This is a genomic window from Streptomyces tamarix (assembly GCF_032423885.1).
GTDB classification, from domain to species: Bacteria; Actinomycetota; Actinomycetes; order Streptomycetales; family Streptomycetaceae; genus Streptomyces; species Streptomyces tamarix.
Map to the genome: position 1 here is coordinate 107,356 of NZ_JAWCTQ010000015.1, position 19,514 is coordinate 126,869.

Here is a 19,514-nt window from a genome sequence, read left to right on the forward strand (position 1 = left end):
TGTGTCTGTGACCTCGTCCCTTTTACTTCGCAGCCGCGAGCTCGGCGGCCTTGTCGGCCGCGCCGTCCATGGTGTCCACGCGCTGCACCAGCGGGTGGTTGGCGTCCGACAGGATCTTGCGACCCAGCTCCGCGTTGTTGCCGTCGAGGCGCACGACCAGCGGCTTGGTGACTTCCTCGCCCTTGGACTTGAGGAGCTCCAGGGCCTGGACGATACCGTTGGCGACCTCGTCGCAGGCGGTGATGCCGCCGAAGACGTTGACGAACACGGACTTGACGTCCGGGTCGCCGAGGATGATCTCCAGGCCGTTCGCCATGACCTCGGCGGAGGCGCCGCCGCCGATGTCCAGGAAGTTGGCCGGCTTCACGCCGCCGTGCGCCTCACCGGCGTACGCGACGACGTCCAGGGTGGACATGACCAGACCCGCGCCGTTGCCGATGATGCCGACCTCGCCGTCGAGCTTGACGTAGTTGAGGCCCTTCGCCTTGGCGGCGGCCTCGAGCGGGTTGGCGGCGGCCTTGTCCTCCAGCGCCTCGTGCTCGGGCTGGCGGAAGTCGGCGTTGGCGTCCAGGGAGACCTTGCCGTCGAGGGCCAGGATGTCGCCGGAGGCGACCTTGGCGAGCGGGTTCACCTCGACGAGGAGGGCGTCCTCCGCGACGAACGTCTTCCACAGGGTCACGAGGACCTCGGCGACCTTCTCGGCGACCTCGGCCGGGAACTTCGCCTGCGCGACGATCTCGCGGGCCTTCTCGATCGTGACGCCCTCGTTGGCGTCGACCGGGACCTTCGCGAGGGCCTCGGGCTTGGTGGCCGCGACCTCCTCGATGTCCATGCCGCCCTCGACGGACGCCATGGCCAGGAAGGTGCGGTTCGTACGGTCGAGGAGGTACGAGACGTAGTACTCCTCGACGATCTCCGGGGCCGTCTCGGCGATCATGACCTTGTGGACCGTGTGGCCCTTGATGTCCATGCCGAGGATCTGCTGGGCCTTCTCGACCGCGTCCTGCGGGTCCGAGGCCAGCTTGACGCCGCCGGCCTTGCCACGGCCGCCGACCTTGACCTGCGCCTTGACGACCGACTTGCCGCCCAGCCGCTCCGTCGCCTCGCGCGCCGCCTCAGGCGTGTCGATGACTTCACCGGCCAGCACCGGTACACCGTGCTTGGCGAAGAGGTCCCTCGCCTGGTACTCGAACAGGTCCACGCGCGTCCGTCCCTTTTCTGGTGATCGCGGTTCGTTGTCATGCGTGGGCGTGCCGCGCGCCCGTCACACGGGCGGAGGGCAACGTGACTGCTCTGTCACAAGGGAGGCGTACACGGTGTCCGTGGACGCGGCATGTCCGTCTCGCAGGTTATCCCCGGAGGGGGTGCCGCCCTAAATCGCAGATCACACCCGAACGGTGATACCTGTCACAGACAGGAACCTCAAACGGGCGGCCCCACCGGCTGTGAGACCGCCCGTGACTACGGATTTCGTGGCAGACCAGACGCACGGACCGAACGCTCCCGCCGGGCCGTGGCAGGCGCTCCCGCCGGGGCGTGGCGGGAGCTCGGCGGAGCTCGGTAGAGGCTCGCTGGGAGCCCCGGCGGGGACCGACGGAGCCCCGGTGGAGGCCCGGTGGAGGCCCGGCCGAGCCCCGGCGGACGGCTCGACGGAGTCCCGGCAGGGGCTCGACGAGGACTCGGCAGGGGCTCGACAGAAGCTCGGCGGGAGCCTCAGTGGGCGGCTCGGCAGAGCCCCGGCGGACGGCTCGACGGACTCTCGGCAGAGACCCGGCAGGGGTTCGACGGGGACGCGACGGAAGCTCGGCGGGGCCTCGACGGAGACGCGACGGAAGCTCGGCGGAGAATCCGCAGGAGCAGTCCGGGGCGATGGGGCTGTCCGCCGTCCGGACGCCCTGGAGGGTGGTCCCGGCGTGCGGACGGGCGTCGCTCGTCGTCGCGGTGGTCCCGTCGTGGGCGAACGGCGCGGCGCCGTCCGCGAGGGTGGCGCTGGTGGTGACGCTCGTCGCGACGGGCTCGACCAGGGCGACGAAGGTCTCCACGAGCCTCCGCACGGTACGGGCGACGGCACCGGTCACCCCCGTGGGCGAACGGGTCCACCTCAGCCGCCACGCCCGTCGTCGGCGGCCGGGCGCCCTCGGTGGCACCGGCGACCGGGCCGCCCGTGGAGCCGGCCGTCCCGGCACCGCAGCGCACCACCAGGTGGGTGCGCGCCTCACGGTCGACAACCGGCTCGTTCCCGACCGGCGACACCGGGTCCCCGGCACCCCCACAGCGGTCCGCCCCGCCGCAGGGCCCGCCCCGCCATCAGGCCCGCCCCGGCATGTGCCCGGCCCGCCATGAGGCCCGGCCCCGCCGCGACCCTCGCCCCGCCGCGACGCCCGCCCCGCCGCGACGCCCGCCCCGCCATCAGGTCCGCTCCCGGCACGTGCCCGGCCCCGTCGTGAGACCGGCCCCGCCGTGGGGCCCAGCTCCGCGTGGTGTCGAGCACCTTGCCGGTGGCCACGTCGACCGCCCGGCCCCGCCGTGGGGCCCGGCCGTCCGCGTGGGTCACATCCGCTCGGGGACCGGTATCGGGCGCTTCTCCAGGGCCGCCGCCATCACCTCCGGGAAGAGGTCGGGGGTGCACGCGAACGCCGGCGCCCCCAGCGCCGCCAGCGCGGCGGCGTGCTCCCGGTCGTACGCGGGGGCGCCCTCGTCGGACAGGGCGAGCAGCGTCACGAACTGCACCCCGGCCGCCTTCATCGCCGCGACCCTCCTCAGCATCTCGTTGCGGATGCCGCCCTCGTAGAGGTCGCTGATCAGCACCACGACCGTGTCGGCCGGCCGAGAGATCTGCGACTGGCAGTACGCGAGCGCCCGGTTGATGTCCGTGCCGCCACCCAGTTGCGTGCCGAACAGCACGTCCACCGGGTCGTCGAGCTGGTCCGTCAGGTCGACGACGGCCGTGTCGAAGACGACGAGCCGGGTCGCGATCGACCGCATCGACGCCAGGACCGCGCCGAACACCGAGGCGTACACGACGGACGCCGCCATCGACCCGGACTGGTCGATGCAGAGCACGACCTCCTTCTTGACGGCCTGTGAGGCGCGTCCGTAGCCGACCAGCCGCTCGGGGACGACCGTGCGGTACTCGGGCAGGTAGTTCTTCAGGTTGGCGCGGATCGTGCGGTCCCAGTCGATGTCCCGGTGCCGGGGCCGGCTGATGCGGGCACTGCGGTCGAGGGCTCCGGTGAGGGTGGCCCGGGTGCGCGTGGCGAGGCGCTTCTCCAGGTCGTCGACGACCTTGCGGACGACGGCCCGCGCCGTCTCCTTCGTCGTCTCGGGCATGGCCTTGTTGAGGGAGAGCAGCGTGCCGACGAGGTGGACGTCCGCCTCGACGGCCTCCAGCATCTCCGGCTCCATCAACAGCGCGGACAGGCCGAGCCGATCGATCGCGTCGCGCTGCATGACCTGCACGACGGAGCTGGGGAAGTACGTGCGGATGTCGCCGAGCCAGCGCGCCACGGACGGCGCCGACCCGCCGAGCCCCGCCGACCGGTCCCGGCGCCCCTGCCGCCCGGCGTCGCCGGGGGCCCCGCCGTACAGGGCGCTCAGCGCGCCGTCCATGGCGGCGTCCGTGCCGGTGAGGACACAGCCCGTGCCGTCCGCCGCTCCCCCGCCGAGCACCATGCGCCAGCGCCGCAGCCGCTCCTCGTCGCCGGTCATCGGCCCACCCCCGCGAGTTCGTCGTCGTTCGGCCGCCGGTGGCCCAGCAGCAGGTCCAGCAGGGGCAGCACCCCGTCGGCGCGGGCCTCGTCGAGGCCGGGGCCGAAACCGGGCGCGCCCGCCTCGGTCAGCGTCGCGCCGCCGCCCCCGGAGGGGCCGCGCCGGACGAGTTCGCCGAGCGTGCGGCGCACCCCCGGCTCGTACGCGGAGAACGTGCGGCGCAGCAGCGGCAGCACGTCCGTGAACGCCTCGGCGGGCACGGCCGTCAGCCACGCGTCGACCAGGGCGAGCAGTCGCTCGTCGTGGACGAGGAGCATGCCGCCCGAGCCGTCCCGGCCGGGGCCGCCCGTCCCGCCGACGAACCCCTCGATCCAGGCGGCGGCCTCGGCCGGTGCCGTGCCGGGGGACAGGGCGAGGCCCATCAGGCGGGCGGCCTCGTCCTCGGCGAGCCGCCCGTCGTCCAGGAGGAGCCGGGCGGCGCGGCCGCGCAGGGCGCCGGGGACCGTGTCGCGGCGGGCGAGCCGTTCCAGGACGGCCGTCCACCGCGCGGTGACCTCGTCGGCGTCCGGGAGGAGCCGTATCGCCGTGTGGACGGTGTCGACGTGGCCGCGCATCTCGGCGGCGCCGTCCGCGTCCAGTCCCGCGCAGGCGGGCGGCAGGCCGACGCATATGCGCAGGGCGAGGCCGGTGGCGACCTCCGCGAGCGCGGCGGCGTCCGTGGCCCGCACGTCCCCGTAGCGGAGGGAGCGCGCCAGGGCGGGCAGGGCCAGGGCGAGGCGGCCGACGTCGGCGTCGAGCGCGGCGCGGTCGGCGAGGGCCCTCATGACCGGGGGCAGCGCCTCGGGCAGGTCTGCGAGGAGGCACCGCTCGGCGAGGGCGGTGACCTCCGCGAGGGCCGTGGCGGCGACGGCTCCGGCCTCGGCCTTGGCGGTGGCGGCGGACAGGACCGTGGTGCCCCACACGCCGGCCTCCGCCACCCGGACGTGGAGCTCGGGCTCCCAGCGCAGCCGCCAGGTCTCCCGGAACGTGCCCGTGCCGCGGGCGCGCGCGGGCTCGCCCCAGTCGACGCCGAGGAGGCGCAGCCGGTGCAGGAGGCGGCTGCGGGCGGCGTCGGTGTCCTTGCGCAGGTCGAGGTCGAGCTCCCGCTCCGCCGCCTCCGGTCTGAGGCGCAGCGTGCGCTGGAGGCGGTTCAGGTCGCGCTGGAGGGGCACGGCGGGCGCCCCGTCGGGCACCTCGCCCAGGACGTCCCCGACGACGAGCCGGTCACGGATCAGGGCGAGCGGCACGTCGGAGCCGTCGCACATCACCGCCCGGACGGCGTCGGTCGTCTCGGTGAGCCCGGGCAGGGGCCGGCCGCGCATCGCGGCGAGCGTCCCGGCGAGCCGTACGGCCTCGATGACGTGGGCGGACGACACGGGGTGGTCCTCCTCCCGCAACAGTCCGGCGACCTTCGTCATCCACCGTTCGACGGGCCGGTCGGGCGCGGCGAACAGGTGCCCGTACCAGCCGGGCGAGTCGATGCCGGCGCCGTAACCGGAGCGGCGGGCGAGCCTGCGGTGCGTCCACGGCACCCAGGTCGTCTCCGTCCTGACCTTGGCGAGTCCCTTGAGGAGGGCCCGGTCGGCGGTGACGGTGGTCTTCTCGGCGAGCGCCGGGACGTGCCAGGCGCCGCAGACGAAGGCGACGGCGTCGTCGCCGTGCTCCTTGCGGGCGGCGCGCAGTTGGAGCCGCATGTACGCCTCGCGGACGGGATCGCGGGCGTTGCCGCCGTGCCCGTACGTCTCGCGCAGCGCCGTCATCGCCTCCGCGACGGCCGCGAACGGTGCCAGCGGGTCGCCCGTGTGCGCCGCGCGGTGCTCGACGGCGTCCTCCCACCAGCGTTCCGGGTCGTCGTACCCGGCGGTCTCGGCGAGTACGGCGAGGGGGTCGACGCGCAGTCCGCGGCGCCGCCCGTCGGCGGACGGCTCGCCCGAGTCGCCGTCACCGGTGTCGTCGTCCTCGTCGCCCCACGTGGGATCGCCCGTCATGGCGAGGGTGTGGGTGGCCGGCAGGTCGGCGAAGCGGACGGCGGCGCCGTGGTCGAGCGCCCAGCGGAGGGCGACCCACTCGGGCGAGAAGGCGGCGAGCGGCCAGAACGCGGCCTTCCCCGGGTCGTCGACGGCGTGCGCCAGCAGGGCGACCGGCGGGCGCATCCGCTCGTCGGCGGCGAGCGGCAGCAGCGCGTCGGCCTCCGGCGGGCCCTCGATCAGCACGGCCGCGGGACGGGCCGCGTCGAGGGCGGCGCGGACCGCGCGCGCCGAGCCGGGCCCGTGGTGGCGCACCCCGAGCAGCAGGGGACCGGTCACGCCGACACCTCCCGGCAGGCGCGGTAGAAGTCCTTCCAGCCGTCCCGCTCGCGGACGACGGTCTCCAGGTACTCCTGCCAGATGACGCGGTCGGCGGCCGGGTCGCGGACGACGGCGCCGAGGATGCCGGCGGCCACGTCGGCGGGGCGCAGCACGCCGTCCCCGAAGTGCGCGGCGAGGGCGAGTCCGCTGGTGACGACGGAGATCGCCTCGGCCGTGGAGAGCGTGCCCGACGGCGACTTGAGCTTGGTGCGGCCGTCCGCGGTGACGCCGTCGCGCAGTTCGCGGAAGACGGTGACGACACGGCGGATCTCGTCGATGCCCTCGGGCGCGCCGGGCAGGTCGAGGGAGCGGCCGATCTGGTCGACGCGGCGGGAGACGATGTCGACCTCGGCCTCGGGCGTCTCGGGCAAGGGCAGGACGACCGTGTTGAAGCGGCGGCGCAGGGCGCTCGACAGGTCGTTGACGCCCCGGTCGCGGTCGTTGGCCGTGGCGATCAGGTTGAAACCGCGGACGGCCTGGACCTCCTGGCCCAGCTCCGGGATGGGCAGCGTCTTCTCGGACAGGATCGTGATGAGCGTGTCCTGCACGTCGGCGGGGATGCGGGTCAGCTCCTCCACACGGGCCGTCATGCCGTCGGCCATGGCGCGCATGACCGGGCTGGGCACGAGGGCGTCGCGGCTGGGGCCGTGGGCGAGGAGCCGCGCGTAGTTCCACCCGTACCGGATGGCCTCCTCGGGCGTGCCGGCCGTGCCCTGGACGAGGAGCGTCGAGTCGCCGCTGACGGCCGCCGCGAGGTGCTCGGACACCCAGGTCTTGGCCGTGCCGGGGACGCCGAGGAGGAGCAGGGCGCGGTCGGTGGCGAGCGTGGTGACGGCGACCTCGACGATCCGGCGCGGGCCCACGTACTTCGGTGTGATCACCGTGCCGTCCGGGAGCGTGCCGCCCAGCAGGTACGTGGCGACCGCCCACGGCGAGAGCCGCCAGCGCTCCGGGCGGGGCCGGTCGTCGGCCGCGGCGAGCGCCTCCAACTCGTGCGCGAACGCGTCCTCGGCATGCGGCCGCAGGGCGTCGGCGCCGCTTTCGGCACGGTGCTTCTCGGTGGTTGCGAGCACGGTCATGGGATCCCCCTCCAGATCGTTCGAATGGTTCGACCGGGTCTGGGATCCACCGTGCACCACGCCACTGACAATCGACCGTTTCCGCAGGCCACAGCGGTAAAACCGGGGCTTCCCCGGGGAGTTGGGCGGGCCGGGGGCGGGAGGGGGCCACCCGGGGAGGGGGCCACCCGGGGAGGGGGCCACCCGGGGAGGGGGCCACCCGGGGAGGGGGCCACCCGGCCGACGCCCGGGCGGGGTCACCGGGCGTCGGCCGGCCCGCTCACTCGGTGGCGATCGGGGAGACCGCCACGCAGCTGAGCGTCGCGGCCGCGCCCTTGCCGGACGCCTCCTTCAGCACCTTGCCCTTGTGGGTGATCTTGCAGCTCGCCCGGGCGCCGTCCTGGATGGAGACGGGCGTGACGAGCGGCGCCTCGATGCCGCGCAGCGTCACCGTCTTGCGCCACGGCAGGGTCGGCTTCTCGACGGTCTCCAGCTTCGGGTTCATCGCGTCGCCCCCGCCGCCGTTGTAGCTGATCGAATCGATGCCGGCGCCGGTCACCTCGTACGTCACCTGGTACGTCTCGTTGATCGCGCTGTCGACGCGCTCGGTGGCCTCGTCGGCCGCCTGCGAGCAGGCGCCCAGGCCGAGCGCGAGACCGGCCGCCGCCAGGACGGCGACGGCGGATCGGCTGGTGCGGTTCATGTGCTCCCCCGGAGGTCGAGTGGTGGTGGCACAACGGTACGAGCGTGCCCCGCCGCCTCCCCCGCCGGGGCCCGTCACCGCAGGTCGGGACCGATTGTCAGTGGCGGGCCCTACGGTCGACGACATGACTGAGCAGGGGGTGCGCTGGACGGCGGAACAGGTGCTGGCTCTGGCTCCTGACGCCGCCTCGCGCAAAGCGGGAAGCAAGCTGGGCACCGCCGGGCCGTGGTCCGGCACGGGGTGCGGCGGCACGGGGGCCGTGTGGGGCCTGTGCAACGGCAGCGGCAGCAAGCCGTACCGGACGGTCGTCGACCTCACGGGCCCGGCGTACAAGTGCAGTTGCCCGAGCCGGAAGTTCCCGTGCAAGCACGCGCTGGGGCTGCTGCTGCTCTGGGCGGCGGACGACGCCGCCGTACCGGCGGGGGCGGACGCGCCGGACTGGGCGGAGCAGTGGCTGGAGAGCCGGGGGGAGCGCGCCGACGCGCGGAAGCGGAAGGACGACGGCGGGCCGGTCGACGCGGAGGCGGCGCGGAAGCGGGTGGCGGCCCGGGCGGCCCGCGTCACGGCCGGCGCGGAGGAGCTGGAGCAGCGCCTCGCGGACCTGGTACGCGGCGGGCTGGCCGCCGCCGAGCAGGCGGGGTACGGGCTGTGGGAGGAGACCGCGCGCCGCATGGTCGACGCGCAGGCGCCGGGCCTGGCGGGCCGGGTCCGGGAGCTGGGCGCGATACCCGGTTCGGGCCCCGGCTGGCCGGTGCGGCTGCTGGAGGAGAGCGCGCTGACGCACCTGCTGGACCGGGCGTGGCTGGGCGTCGACCGGTTGCCGGGGCCGCTGGCCGCGACGGTCCGCACGCGGGTCGGTCTGCCCGCGTCGGCGGAGGGACCGGCGGTCCGGGACCGCTGGTTGGTCCTCGCCCAGTACGACACGTCGGACGGCAGGCTGACGACGCGCCGCATATGGCTGTACGGGCAGGACACGGGGCGCACGGCGCTGCTGCTGTCGTTCGGGGCGGCGGGCCGGGCGCCGGAGCTGGCGCTCGCGGTGGGCCTGGTCGTCGACGCGGAGCTCGTCCGCCACCCGGGGGCCGGGCAGTTGCGGGCGGAGCTGGGCGAGCGGTTCGCCGCGCCCGTACCGGGGGACGCGCCGCCGCCGGGCGGGACGGTCGGGGACGCGCTCACGGCGTACGGGCTGGCGCTGCGGGACGACCCGTGGCTGGACTCCTGGCCGGTGACGCTGCGGGACGTGGTACCCGTGCCGGCCGCGGAGGGCTGGCAGTTGGCCGACGCGGACGGGGGCGCCGCGCTGCCCGTCACGGGGTCGGCCCCGGCCCGGCCGGGGCTGTGGCGGCTGGCGGCGGTGTCCGGCGGCGCGCCGGTCACCGTCTTCGGCGAGTGCGGCCACCGGGGGTTCACACCGCTGGCCGCCTGGTCCCCGGACGCGCCCGGCACGATCCCGCTCACCTGACGGCTGGAGGAGAAGACATGACCACCACGACGTGGGAAGACCTCGTCACGTCGGCCCTCCTGGGCACGGACCGCCGCCCGCTGCCGGCCCCGGCGGGGCTCCCGGCGGAGGCGGGCGCCCCGCCCGGGACCGGGGGTCCCGGCGACGGGCCCCCCGCCGACGCTCCGGTCGCGTTGCTGGACGCCGCCGCCGTGCAGACCGTGCGGCGGCGGGCCGGGCTCGTCCCGGCCGCCGCCGCGCCCCTGCCGCGGCCCGCGCCGCGCGACGGGCGTCCGCCGTTGCCCGAGGCCGCCGCGCGCCGGCTGGCGCAGTTGCTCGCCGACCGGCCGTCGGCGGGCGGCGGTGGCCGCCGGGGCACCGCGCCCGACCTGACCGAGCTGCTGCCGCAGTGGCTGGCCGCCGCCAACGCGTACGGCTACCGCGCGCCCGCGCCCGCCCTGCCCGCGCTGCTCGACGCCGCCCGCGCCCGTACCGACCTGCGGCCGCAGGCGCTGGCGTTCGGCGGGCCGCGCGCGCTGTGGCTGGCCGCGTTCAACCCGGAGTGGAGGTTCGCCCTGCGCGGCGCGGCCGGCGGAGCGGCACTGCCCGCGCCCGACGACGCCGAGGGCGTGCGGCGGCTGTGGGAGGAGGGCCTGTTCGCCGAGCGGGTCGCGCTGCTGGCGGCCGTACGGGCGCACGACCCGGCGGCGGCGCTGGACCTGCTGGCGTCGACGTGGGCGACGGAGCGGGCCGAGGACCGGCTGATGTTCCTGGACTCGCTGCGGACGGGGCTGTCCGACGCCGACGAGGAGTTCCTGGAGCGGGCCCTGCCGGACCGCAGCCGCAACGTCCGGTCCACGGCGGCGGAGCTGCTGTCCGCGCTGCCCGGGTCGGCGTTCGCCGCGCGGATGGCCGCGCGGGCCGCGTCGTGCGTGGGCCTCGACCACACCGGGCGGCAGGCGACGATCACGGTGGAGGCGCCGCACGAGTGCGACGCGGAGATGCAGCGCGACGGTGTCGTACCGCAGCCGCCCTCCGGCCGGGGCCGGCGGTCCTGGTGGCTCGGCCAACTGGTGGAGGCCGCCCCGCTCGGGCTGTGGCGGGAACGGCTCGGCGGACGGACCCCCGAGGAGATCGTCGCCCTGCCGGTGGCCGACGACTGGCGCGACGAACTGCACGCCGCGTGGTGCAGGGCGGCGGTACGGCAGCGGGACGCGGCGTGGTCGCGGGCGCTGCTCGGCCCCGCGTCGGCGCCGCCCGCGTCGGGACCGGGGGTGTCGTCGGCGGCGGCGCTGCTGTCCACGCTGCCGCACGAGGAGCGGGCGGAGTGGGTCGCGGCGTTCATCGCGGCACACGGGCTGTCGGAGGCGTTCCAGCTGCTCGGGGTGTGCGCGGTGCCGTGGTCCGGGGCGCTGGGGAGGGCCGTGGTCGACGCGCTGGACATCGCGCGGGAGGCCGGGAGCTACCCGTGGAGCTTCAGCGGGGTGATGGGGCTGGCGGAGCGGTGCCTCGACCCCCGCGAGGCGGACCGGCTGGAGGTGCTGACGGCGGCGACCGACGAGGGGGAGGACGCGGCGCCCGGGGCCGGGGGGTACTGGGCGGAGGCGTTCCAGCGGCTGGTCGCCACCCTGCGCCTGCGCGCGGCGATGCGTACGGAGCTGGCCCCGCCGGGGAGCTGACGGGCCCTCGCACCGGCCGACCCCGGCCGAGGGGACGGTCCGGCGCGGCCGGATGCCCGGACGTGCCGGACCACCGGACCAAGCAGCCACCGAACCGATCGGCCACCGAACCGGCCGGTCAGCGGACCTGTTGGCCACCGAACCGGGCGGTCATCGAACCCGTCAGCCACCGGACCGGGCGGTCACCAGCCCTCGTCAGTCATCAGACCGGGCGGTCAGCGGACCTATTGGCCACCGGACCTGTTGGCCACCAGACCGGTCGGCCGCCGGACCGGCCGGTCGCCAGACCCGTCAGCCACCGGACCGGTCAGTCACCGGATCCGACGATCCGTCGGATCGGCCGGGCGGGGTGAAGGGGGGCTCGTCCGGGGCTCCCCTCGGGGTCAGGCGCCGGTCGGCTGGCGGACGTGGGCGTTGACCCAGTCGACGATGGACGCCGTCGTCGCGCCGGGCGTGAAGATCTCCGCGACGCCCTTCTCCTTCAGCGGCGGGATGTCGGCCTCCGGGATGATGCCGCCGCCGAAGACCTTGATGTCCTCCGCGTCGCGTTCCTTCAGCAGCTCCAGCACACGCGCGAACAGCGTGTTGTGCGCGCCGGACAGGATCGACAACCCGATCGCGTCGGCGTCCTCCTGGATCGCGGTGTCCACGATCTGCTCCGGCGTCTGGTGCAGGCCGGTGTAAATGACCTCCATACCGGCGTCACGCAGCGCCCGCGCGATCACCTTCGCGCCGCGATCGTGGCCGTCGAGACCCGGCTTGGCCACCACCACGCGGATCGGACCGGTCACACCCATCACTGCCTCCACATGCGTCCCCCGTACCTGTATGCCGGGGAGGTGAACGAACGTTATCTCCAGCATCCCGCAACCGGCCGTTTCGCGGTCAAGAGCGAGGGGGAAATCACACGTGGGACATGTTCGCCACGCGCCGCACCCGCGCCGAGTGGACCACGGGACAGCCGGGGCGGACGCGATCCGGAGCCGCGACGAGGTCGTCGTACCCCTCGCGCCGCCAGCCGCGCGGCACGGAGGTAGGGCGCATCCCCACCCTCGGCCGCGGCGCCGCCCGAGGGCGTGCGGGGGGAGACGGAGCCGTCCTCTGTACGCCGCTCACCAGGAGGTCGGCATGCGGGGTCCACCACCACCCGCCACCGCGACCGCCCTCCGCGCCGACGCCCTGAGGTCGGCCGCCCTGGAGGCGGCCGTCCTCGCCGGGCACGTGTTCCTCTACCCCGCCGGCCTCATCCCGGCGGGCCTCGTCCCCGAGCGCCTCGTCCCCGAGTGCCTCCATCCCGGACGGTGCCCCACCGCCGCGCCGCACGGCACCCGCCCGCCCGTCGTCCTGCTCCACGGGCTCTCCGACAACCGTTCCGCCTTCGTCCTGCTGCGGCACGCCCTCGCGCGGGACGGCACCCGGTACGTCCGGGCCGTCAACCACTCACCGCTCACCCGTGACCTGCGCGCCGCCGCCCACCGGCTCGCCGACCACGTCGAGGAGCTCCGCGCCCGCACCGGCCACGCCGAGGTGGACCTCGTCGGGCACAGCCTGGGCGGCTTGGTCGCCCGGTACTACGCACAGCGGCTCGGCGGCGCCCCCCACGTCCGCACGGTCGTCACGCTCGGCACGCCGCACGGCGGCACCTCCGCCGTCCCGCTCGCCGGCGTGCACCCGCTCGTCCGCCAGATGCGCCCCGGCTCCCCCGTCCTGCGCGAACTGGCCGCCCCGGCGCCCGACTGCCGCACCCGGTTCGTCAGCTTCTGGAGCGACCTCGACCTCTGGATGTCCCCCGCCGAGACGGCCCGCCTCGACCATCCCGACCTGGACACCGTGAACGTCGAGGTCACCGGCGTCGGCCACCTCGCGCTGCCGGTGCACCCGGCGGTGGCCGCCCGGATCGTCGCGGAACTCGACCGCGACGCCCCCGATCCCGGAACCGCGAATTCCGTGATTGTGGCGTGAAGTCGCCACCACGCGTCGAACGAATTTCGAACGTACCGCCAAGGCTCGGTGTGCGCTCCGCCGAAAGGCGACCGAATGCCCGTTTCCTCGGGCGGTAAACCCCACCGAAGATTGTCGGTTGCGCATACCGCCGGGTACAGTCGCGCCCACTGCTTCCCCTCCGGGTCCCCGTCAGGGCCGGCCCGGAACTGGTCCTGCTGCCGAGGCGAGAGAGAAGTTGGTGAACGACCAGCACCCCCACGCCGGCTACGTCGAAGACGACGTGTACGCCACGGGCAGTTTCACGACCAGTGAGAGCGGCTTCGACAACGGCGGTCACCAGGCCCCCGCGTACGGCACCGGTTCCTACGACACCGGCGCCTACCGGACGGCCGACTCCCTCTACGGTGGCTACGACACCGGGCACGGCGGCCAGTACGACGCCGCGCAGTGGCCCGACGCGTCCGCCACCTCCGCGTACGCCGCGTACGCGGACCAGTCCGGCCAGTGGGACACCACGACCTGGGCCCCGCCACAGGACGACCCGCAGTACGCGGCGACGGCGGCCACGTACGAGACGACCGGCCAGTGGTACGTGCCGGGCGCCGACTCCTACGGCACCGAGCCCTTCGGCACCGGGACGTACGGCACGGATACCTACGGGACCGGTTCCTACGACGCGACCGCGTGGAACTACGCGCCCGAAGAGACCACCGGGACGTTCGTCCCCGAGCAGTACGACTACTCCGCCGTCGACGACACCCCCCAGGCCGAGGCCCTCCCGGCCGAGCCGGAGGCGGACGCCGGTCCCGGGACCGAGCCCGACGACGACCCGCACGCCGACGGCTCCGCGTCCGAGGCGGACGACCTCGCCGACGACGGCCCGTCGACGGAGACGCTGGAGACGCTGGGCGAGACCGTCGCCGTCGCTCCCGCCCCGCGCCCGACCCGCCGCGCCGGCGGCAGCCGCGGCAGGCGTCGCACCCCCGCCCGGCGTTCCGCGCTGCTGACCGTCGCCGTGCCCTCGGCGTGCGTGATGGGGGTCGCCGGGATCGCCGCCGCGTCCGTCAGCGGACTCACCGGCACCGAGCAGAAGGACGACGGCAAGGCGGTGACCGCCGCCGACCCTGCCGCCCCGAAGCCGGCCGTCGCCAACAGCGCCCTCGACACCCAGCTCGCCGCGCTCGACGCCGAGGCCCTCGACTTCAGCGACCGCGCCAGCCGCACCCAGGAGCGCCTCGACCTCAAGGCCCGCCAGGAGGCGGAGCGCAAGAAGCGCGAGGAGGACGCGAGGCTCCGCGAGGCCATGCGCCCCAAGTTCGCGCTCCCGGTGCAGCTGCGCCAGCTGAGCGCCGGTTACGGCCAGGCGGGCGTCAACTGGATGTCCCTGCACACCGGCATCGACTTCCCCGTCCAGTACGGCACGCCCGTGATGGCGGCGACGGACGGCACCGTGCGCACCCAGTGGAACAGCGCGTACGGGAACATGGTCATCGTCACCGCCAAGGACGGCACCGAGACCTGGTACTGCCACCTGAGCAGCGCCAAGATCCGCTCGGGCTCCGTCAAGGCGGGCGACGTCATCGCGTACTCGGGCAACTCCGGCAACTCCACCGGCCCGCACCTGCACTTCGAGGTGCGGCCGGGCGGCGGCACCGCGATCGACCCCGAGGCGTGGCTCCGAGGACACGGCCTCAACCCGACCGGCTGATCCGACCGGCTGGCCCGGCCTCCTCCCCCGACGCCTCCTCGCCCCGGCCGACTGGCGCAACCGCCCTGGCCCGGCCCCTTCGCCCCGGCCGACTGGCTCCAACCGCCCTGGCCCGACCGGTTGGCCCGGCTCGACCCGGCCTCCTCGCCCGACCGGCTGACCCGACCGGCCGGCCGGCTGTTCCAACCGACCCGGCCCGACCGACCGGCCCGACGGCCGCGCCCGGATCGGCTCGTCGCGCGGACGGCTCACCGGCCCAGCCCCGGCCCCGGCCCCGGCGGTCGGGGCGCCGAGCGGCCGTTCACCGCCCGCCCGGCGCCCCGGCTCCGTACCGCCCCTACAGCTTCTCGACCGGCGCGTACCGCAGCAGCAGCCGCTTCGGCTTGCCGTCACCGAAGTCGATGGTCGCCTGCGCGTCGCCGCCCGTCCCCGTCACCGCCGTCACCGTGCCGAGGCCGAACTGGTCGTGCGTGACCCGGTCGCCCACGGTCAGCGCGACCACCGGCTTGTCCGCCGTACGCCGCGTCGCGAAGCCGGACGGGCCCGAGCGGGACCGCGACGCCGACAGGGAGGCGGCGACGCCCGACGCCGGGCTCGACGGGCCGGCCGGGGCGGCGGCCGTCCGGCCCGTGCGCTTCCACTCCACGTGCTGCGGCGGGATCTCCTCCAGGAACCGCGACGGCGGGTTGTACGCGGGCTGGCCCCAGGCGCTGCGCATCGACGAGCGCGTCAGGTAGAGCCGCTCCCGCGCGCGCGTGATGCCCACGTACGCGAGGCGGCGCTCCTCCTCCAGCTCCTTGGTCTGGCCGAGGGCCCGCATGTGCGGGAAGACGCCGTCCTCCATGCCCGTCAGGAACACCACCGGGAACTCCAGGCCCTTGGCCGTGTGCAGCGTCATGAGCGTGATGACGCCGTCGCCGTCCTCGTCGCCGTCCGGGATCTGGTCGGAGTCCGCGACGAGGGCGACCTGCTCCAGGAACTCGGCGAGCGTGCCCGTCCCCTCGCCCTCGCCTCGCTCCTGCTCGAACTCCAGGGCGACGGCGGCGAGCTCCTGCAGGTTCTCGATCCGCGTCTCGTCCTGCGGGTCCGTCGACGCCTGGAGCTCCGCGAGGTACCCGGTGCGCTCCAGGACGGCCTCCAGGACGACGGCGGGGCCGGCGCCGGACTCGACGACCGTGCGCAGCTCCTCCATCAGCGTGTTGAACCGCTTCACGGCGTTCGTGGAACGGGCCGCCATGCCGTACGCCTCGTCGACCCGCTTCAGCGCCTGCGGGAACGTGATCCTCTCGCGCAGGGCGAGGGCCTCGATCATGGCCTCGGCGCGCTCGCCGATGCCGCGCTTCGGCACGTTGAGGATGCGGCGCAGCGGGACGGCGTCCTCCGGGTTGGCCAGGACGCGCAGGTACGCGAGGACGTCGCGGACCTCCTTGCGCTCGTAGAAGCGGACGCCGCCGACGACCTTGTAGGGCAGGCCGACGCGGATGAAGACCTCTTCGAAGACGCGCGACTGGGCGTTGGTCCGGTAGAAGACGGCGACGTCGCCCGCCTTCGCCTCACCGGCGTCGGTGAGCCGGTCGATCTCGTCGGCGACGAACTGCGCCTCGTCGTGCTCCGTGTCCGCGACGTAGCCAGTGATGCGGGCGCCCGCGCCGGCATTCGTCCACAGGTTCTTGGGGCGGCGGCTCTCGTTGCGCTCGATCACCGCGTTGGCGGCGGACAGGATGGTCTGCGTGGAGCGGTAGTTCTGCTCCAGCAGGATCGTCGTCGCGTTCGGGTAGTCCTCCTCGAACTGGAGGATGTTGCGGATGGTCGCCCCACGGAAGGCGTAGATCGACTGGTCGGCGTCGCCGACGACGCACAGCTCGGACGGCGGGTGCTCCGCGTCGCCGGACGGGCCGACCAGCTCGCGGACGAGCGTGTACTGGGCGTGGTTCGTGTCCTGGTACTCGTCGACGAGGACGTGGCGGAAGCGGCGGCGGTAGTGCTCGGCGACGTCCGGGAACGCCTGGAGCAGGTGGACCGTCGTCATGATGATGTCGTCGAAGTCCAGGGCGTTGGCCTCGCGGAGCCGCGCCTGGTACATGCGGTACGCCTCGGCGAGGGTCTTCTCGAAGCCGTCCGCCGCCTGGTCGGCGAAGGTCTCCTCGTCGATGAGCTCGTTCTTGAGGTTGGAGACCTTGGCGCTGAAGGACTTCGGCGGGTACCGCTTCGGGTCGAGGTCCAGGTCGCGGCAGACCAGGGCCATGAGGCGCTTGGAGTCGGCGGCGTCGTAGATCGAGAACGACGACGTGAAGCCGAGCCGCTTGGACTCGCGGCGCAGGATGCGGACGCACGCGCTGTGGAAGGTCATCACCCACATCGCGTGGGCGCGCGGGCCGACGAGCTGCTCGACGCGCTCCTTCATCTCGCCGGCGGCCTTGTTCGTGAACGTGATGGCCAGTATCTGCCCCGGGTGGACGTCCCGGGTGGCGAGGAGGTGGGCGATGCGGTGCGTGAGGACGCGGGTCTTGCCGGAGCCCGCGCCGGCGACGATGAGCAGCGGCGAGCCCGTGTGGACGACGGCGGCGCGCTGCTGCTCGTTCAGCCCCTCCAGCAGGGCACCCGGGTCGACGACCGGGCGCGGGGAGCCGTCCCGGTAGTACGGGTCGCGGACCGGGGGCGCGTCGAACTTCCCCTCGAAGAGGTCGTACGGGACCTCCTCCGCGGCCGGGGGGGCTTCGGAGTCCTCGGGCGGCGGGGGCTCCTCCGCGGGGTGGTCGCGGAGGTCCGCCAGGAAGCTGTCGTCAAAGAGGCTGCTCATCGCCTACCGAGTCTAGGCGGCCCCACTGACAGACCGGGCCGGAACCGGGCCCCTCACGCACAGCGACGCGGCGGCGACGCACGGCGGGAGGGGCGGCCCCGGGAAGGGACGGTCCCGGGAGGAGGCGGTCCCGAGAAGGAGCGGTCCGAGAGGAGGCGGTCCCGGGAAGGGGCGGCCCGAGAGGAGGCGGTCCCGGGAGGGGTCAGGTCCCGAAGAGGGAGCGGTCCCGGGAGGGGTCAGGTCCACAGGGTGGCGATGAAGATGTTCACCACCGTCAGGGCGCCCACCGCGGCGAACGGGCCCCTGCCGACGCGTTCGTCGTCCCGCTTCACGTAGACCAGGCCGAGGATGACCACCAGCAGTGCCAGCTTGACGCCGATCTTGACGTTGTCGACGGCGGCGCCCTCGGCCTGGTTGAGGCCCACCAGGGCCATGCCGGTCACGAGCATGGTCAGCGCGCCGTGCAGCATGGCCGGAACCATGCGGGCCGTGCCCGCTCCCATCGCCTTCATCTGGGTCATGAAGCCTCCGAGGAGGGCGGCGATGCCGATGACGTGCAGGGCGACGAAGACGTTGATGAGGACGTTCATGGGGCGGAGCCTAACCCCGGCCATACCATCGCCCACCAGCCAGGTCCACCTCTTTCACGACAACGATCACGGACGATACGGAGCACGTGCTTCCGATCGCCGCGGTGCGACGGGACCCGCACCGGAACCTTCAGCCGCGGCCAATACCGGTCACCCCGCCACCTCCCCCGGGACCCGCCCTTAGCCTCCTCCCCCAGGCGTCCCGGTCCCCGCCGGTGCCGCCCCGCAGCACGGTACCGAAGGGAAGTGAGCGCCCTCGTGGCAGCGCATCGGAAGCCCAGGCAGCGCCCGTTCGGCGCGCAGGCCGGCCGCAGGGCCGCGACCCTGGCCCTGGCCGGAGCCGCGACCGCCACCGCCTTCGAGGGCCCCGCGCACGCCGACCCGCGCCTCACCCCCGCCCAGGTGAAGGACCAGGTCGACCGGCTCCACCGCGAGGCGGAGGCCGCGACCGAGAAGTACAACGGCGCCAAGGAGAAGGCCGACGCGGCGCGGGCCCGGCTCGACGCGCTCCGCGACGAGGCCGCCCGGCGCACCGAGCACCTCAACGCCGCCCGCGACGTGCTCGGCGCCACCGCCGCCGCGCAGTACCGCGCCGGCGGCCTGAGCCCCGTCTTCCAGCTGGTGCTCTCCTCCGACCCCGACCGCTACCTGCGGGGCGCCGCCCTAGCCCAGCGGATCGGCGACCGGCAGGCCGACGCGTTGGCGACCCTGCGCGGCCGGGCCGCCGGGATCGACCGGCTGCGCCGGGAGGCGGACGGGCACGTCCGCGAGCTGCGGGCCCACGAGGCCGAGCTGAACCGGCAGAAGGCCGCCGTCCGGAACCGGCTCGCCGCCGCCGAGAAGCTCCTGGCCCGCCTCACCGCCGCCGAACGCGCCGCCCACGAGGCCGCCGCCACGCGCGCGCGGGCCACCGACCGCACCGGCGGCGTCCTCGCGGCGTGGGCGCCGGGCGGGCCCCAGGCCCCGGCCGGTCGCGCCGCGCGGGCCGTCTCGTACGCGTACGGGGCGATCGGCAAGCCGTACCTGTGGGGTGCGACCGGCCCGTCCGGGTACGACTGCTCGGGGCTGGTGCAGGCGGCGTGGCGGGCGGCGGGGGTGTCGCTGCCCCGGACGACGTACTCGCAGATCAACGCCGGGCAGCGGGTCGCACGCTCCCAGCTCGCTCCGGGTGACCTGGTCTTCTTCTACCCTGGGGTCAGCCACGTCGGGATCTACGTCGGCGGCGGCAGGATGGTCCACGCGCCGCGCACGGGCTCGACGGTGCGGATCGCGTCGATCGACGAGATGCCCTGGGCGGGCGCCACCCGCGTCGGCTGACCCAACCGTGCCCGGGGCCGCCGGGGCCCTGGGGCTCACCAGGACCCTTGGGGACCCTTGGGGTTCGCCGGGAACCCCGGGGGCTCACCGGCGGGCCGGCGACGCGGTCGCGCCCGCGCCCTCCAGCCGTCCTGTCAGCCAGGTGGACGCCGCCGGGACCTACCCGCCCGCGTCGACGT

At 74.9% G+C, this 19,514-nt stretch carries 14 protein-coding genes; 5 read left to right on the forward strand and 9 right to left on the reverse strand.

Translation table 11 applies throughout. The features are described from left to right. Window positions 1-22: 22 nt before the first annotated feature. The 5 genes from sucC to RND61_RS14535 form a co-directional block, all read right to left on the reverse strand. A complete protein-coding gene (sucC, locus tag RND61_RS14515; protein ID WP_010470782.1) occupies window positions 23-1,201 on the reverse strand; it encodes an ADP-forming succinate--CoA ligase subunit beta in 1,179 nt (392 codons plus the stop codon). A 1,349-nt stretch (window positions 1,202-2,550) separates the two neighbouring features. Then, window positions 2,551-3,708 (reverse strand): VWA domain-containing protein, encoded by a 1,158-nt coding sequence (locus RND61_RS14520; protein ID WP_315878344.1) that lies wholly within the window; start codon window positions 3,706-3,708, stop codon window positions 2,551-2,553. Next, window positions 3,705-6,053: a DUF5682 family protein gene (locus RND61_RS14525; RefSeq protein ID WP_315878345.1), complete on the reverse strand. Its 2,349-nt coding sequence runs from the start codon at window positions 6,051-6,053 to the stop codon at window positions 3,705-3,707. The genes RND61_RS14520 and RND61_RS14525 overlap by 4 nt, the downstream gene beginning before the upstream one ends. Next, window positions 6,050-7,174: an ATP-binding protein gene (locus RND61_RS14530; protein ID WP_315878346.1), complete on the reverse strand. Its 1,125-nt coding sequence runs from the start codon at window positions 7,172-7,174 to the stop codon at window positions 6,050-6,052. Before RND61_RS14530 ends, RND61_RS14525 begins: the two co-directional genes overlap by 4 nt. A 259-nt stretch (window positions 7,175-7,433) precedes the next feature. Then, window positions 7,434-7,856, reverse strand: coding sequence for an MmpS family transport accessory protein (locus RND61_RS14535; protein WP_315878347.1), 423 nt, complete (start codon window positions 7,854-7,856; stop codon window positions 7,434-7,436). A gap of 124 nt (window positions 7,857-7,980) precedes the next feature. Between RND61_RS14535 and RND61_RS14540 the strand changes: the two genes are divergently transcribed. Both RND61_RS14540 and RND61_RS14545 read left to right on the forward strand, forming a co-directional pair. Beyond that, complete coding sequence (locus tag RND61_RS14540) at window positions 7,981-9,318, forward strand: SWIM zinc finger family protein (RefSeq protein ID WP_315878348.1); 1,338 nt, start codon at window positions 7,981-7,983, stop codon at window positions 9,316-9,318. Window positions 9,319-9,335: 17 nt separating this feature from the next. Next, window positions 9,336-10,976 (forward strand): DUF5691 domain-containing protein, encoded by a 1,641-nt coding sequence (locus RND61_RS14545; protein ID WP_315878349.1) that lies wholly within the window; start codon window positions 9,336-9,338, stop codon window positions 10,974-10,976. A 383-nt stretch (window positions 10,977-11,359) separates the two neighbouring features. Here the strand turns inward: RND61_RS14545 and RND61_RS14550 are convergent, their stop codons facing one another. Together RND61_RS14550 and RND61_RS14555 are read right to left on the reverse strand one after the other, a co-directional pair. Continuing rightward, complete coding sequence (locus RND61_RS14550) at window positions 11,360-11,773, reverse strand: cobalamin B12-binding domain-containing protein (RefSeq protein WP_315878350.1); 414 nt, start codon at window positions 11,771-11,773, stop codon at window positions 11,360-11,362. A 106-nt stretch (window positions 11,774-11,879) separates the two neighbouring features. Then, window positions 11,880-12,020: a hypothetical protein gene (locus RND61_RS14555; RefSeq protein WP_315878351.1), complete on the reverse strand. Its 141-nt coding sequence runs from the start codon at window positions 12,018-12,020 to the stop codon at window positions 11,880-11,882. 84 nt (window positions 12,021-12,104) lie between these two features. On the opposite strand from RND61_RS14555, the gene RND61_RS14560 reads away from it, so the two are divergent. Together RND61_RS14560 and RND61_RS14565 are read left to right on the forward strand one after the other, a co-directional pair. Next, the gene (locus RND61_RS14560; RefSeq protein ID WP_315878352.1) at window positions 12,105-12,938 is read left to right on the forward strand and encodes an esterase/lipase family protein; all 834 of its coding nucleotides are present in this window, start codon (window positions 12,105-12,107) and stop codon (window positions 12,936-12,938) included. A gap of 220 nt (window positions 12,939-13,158) precedes the next feature. After that, window positions 13,159-14,628 carry a M23 family metallopeptidase gene (locus RND61_RS14565; RefSeq protein ID WP_315878353.1) on the forward strand — a complete coding sequence of 490 codons (1,470 nt, stop codon included), beginning with the start codon at window positions 13,159-13,161 and terminating at the stop codon, window positions 14,626-14,628. Between the two features lie 337 nt (window positions 14,629-14,965). Here the strand turns inward: RND61_RS14565 and pcrA are convergent, their stop codons facing one another. Together pcrA and RND61_RS14575 are read right to left on the reverse strand one after the other, a co-directional pair. Beyond that, a complete protein-coding gene (gene pcrA / locus RND61_RS14570; protein WP_315878354.1) occupies window positions 14,966-17,428 on the reverse strand; it encodes a DNA helicase PcrA in 2,463 nt (820 codons plus the stop codon). Window positions 17,429-17,664: 236 nt separating this feature from the next. Continuing rightward, window positions 17,665-18,018 (reverse strand): hypothetical protein, encoded by a 354-nt coding sequence (locus RND61_RS14575; protein WP_315878355.1) that lies wholly within the window; start codon window positions 18,016-18,018, stop codon window positions 17,665-17,667. Window positions 18,019-18,276: 258 nt separating this feature from the next. Here RND61_RS14575 and RND61_RS14580 point away from each other — a divergent pair, with 258 nt between their 5' ends. Then, window positions 18,277-19,335 carry a C40 family peptidase gene (locus RND61_RS14580; protein WP_315878356.1) on the forward strand — a complete coding sequence of 353 codons (1,059 nt, stop codon included), beginning with the start codon at window positions 18,277-18,279 and terminating at the stop codon, window positions 19,333-19,335. The last annotated feature ends 179 nt before the right edge of the window (window positions 19,336-19,514 follow it).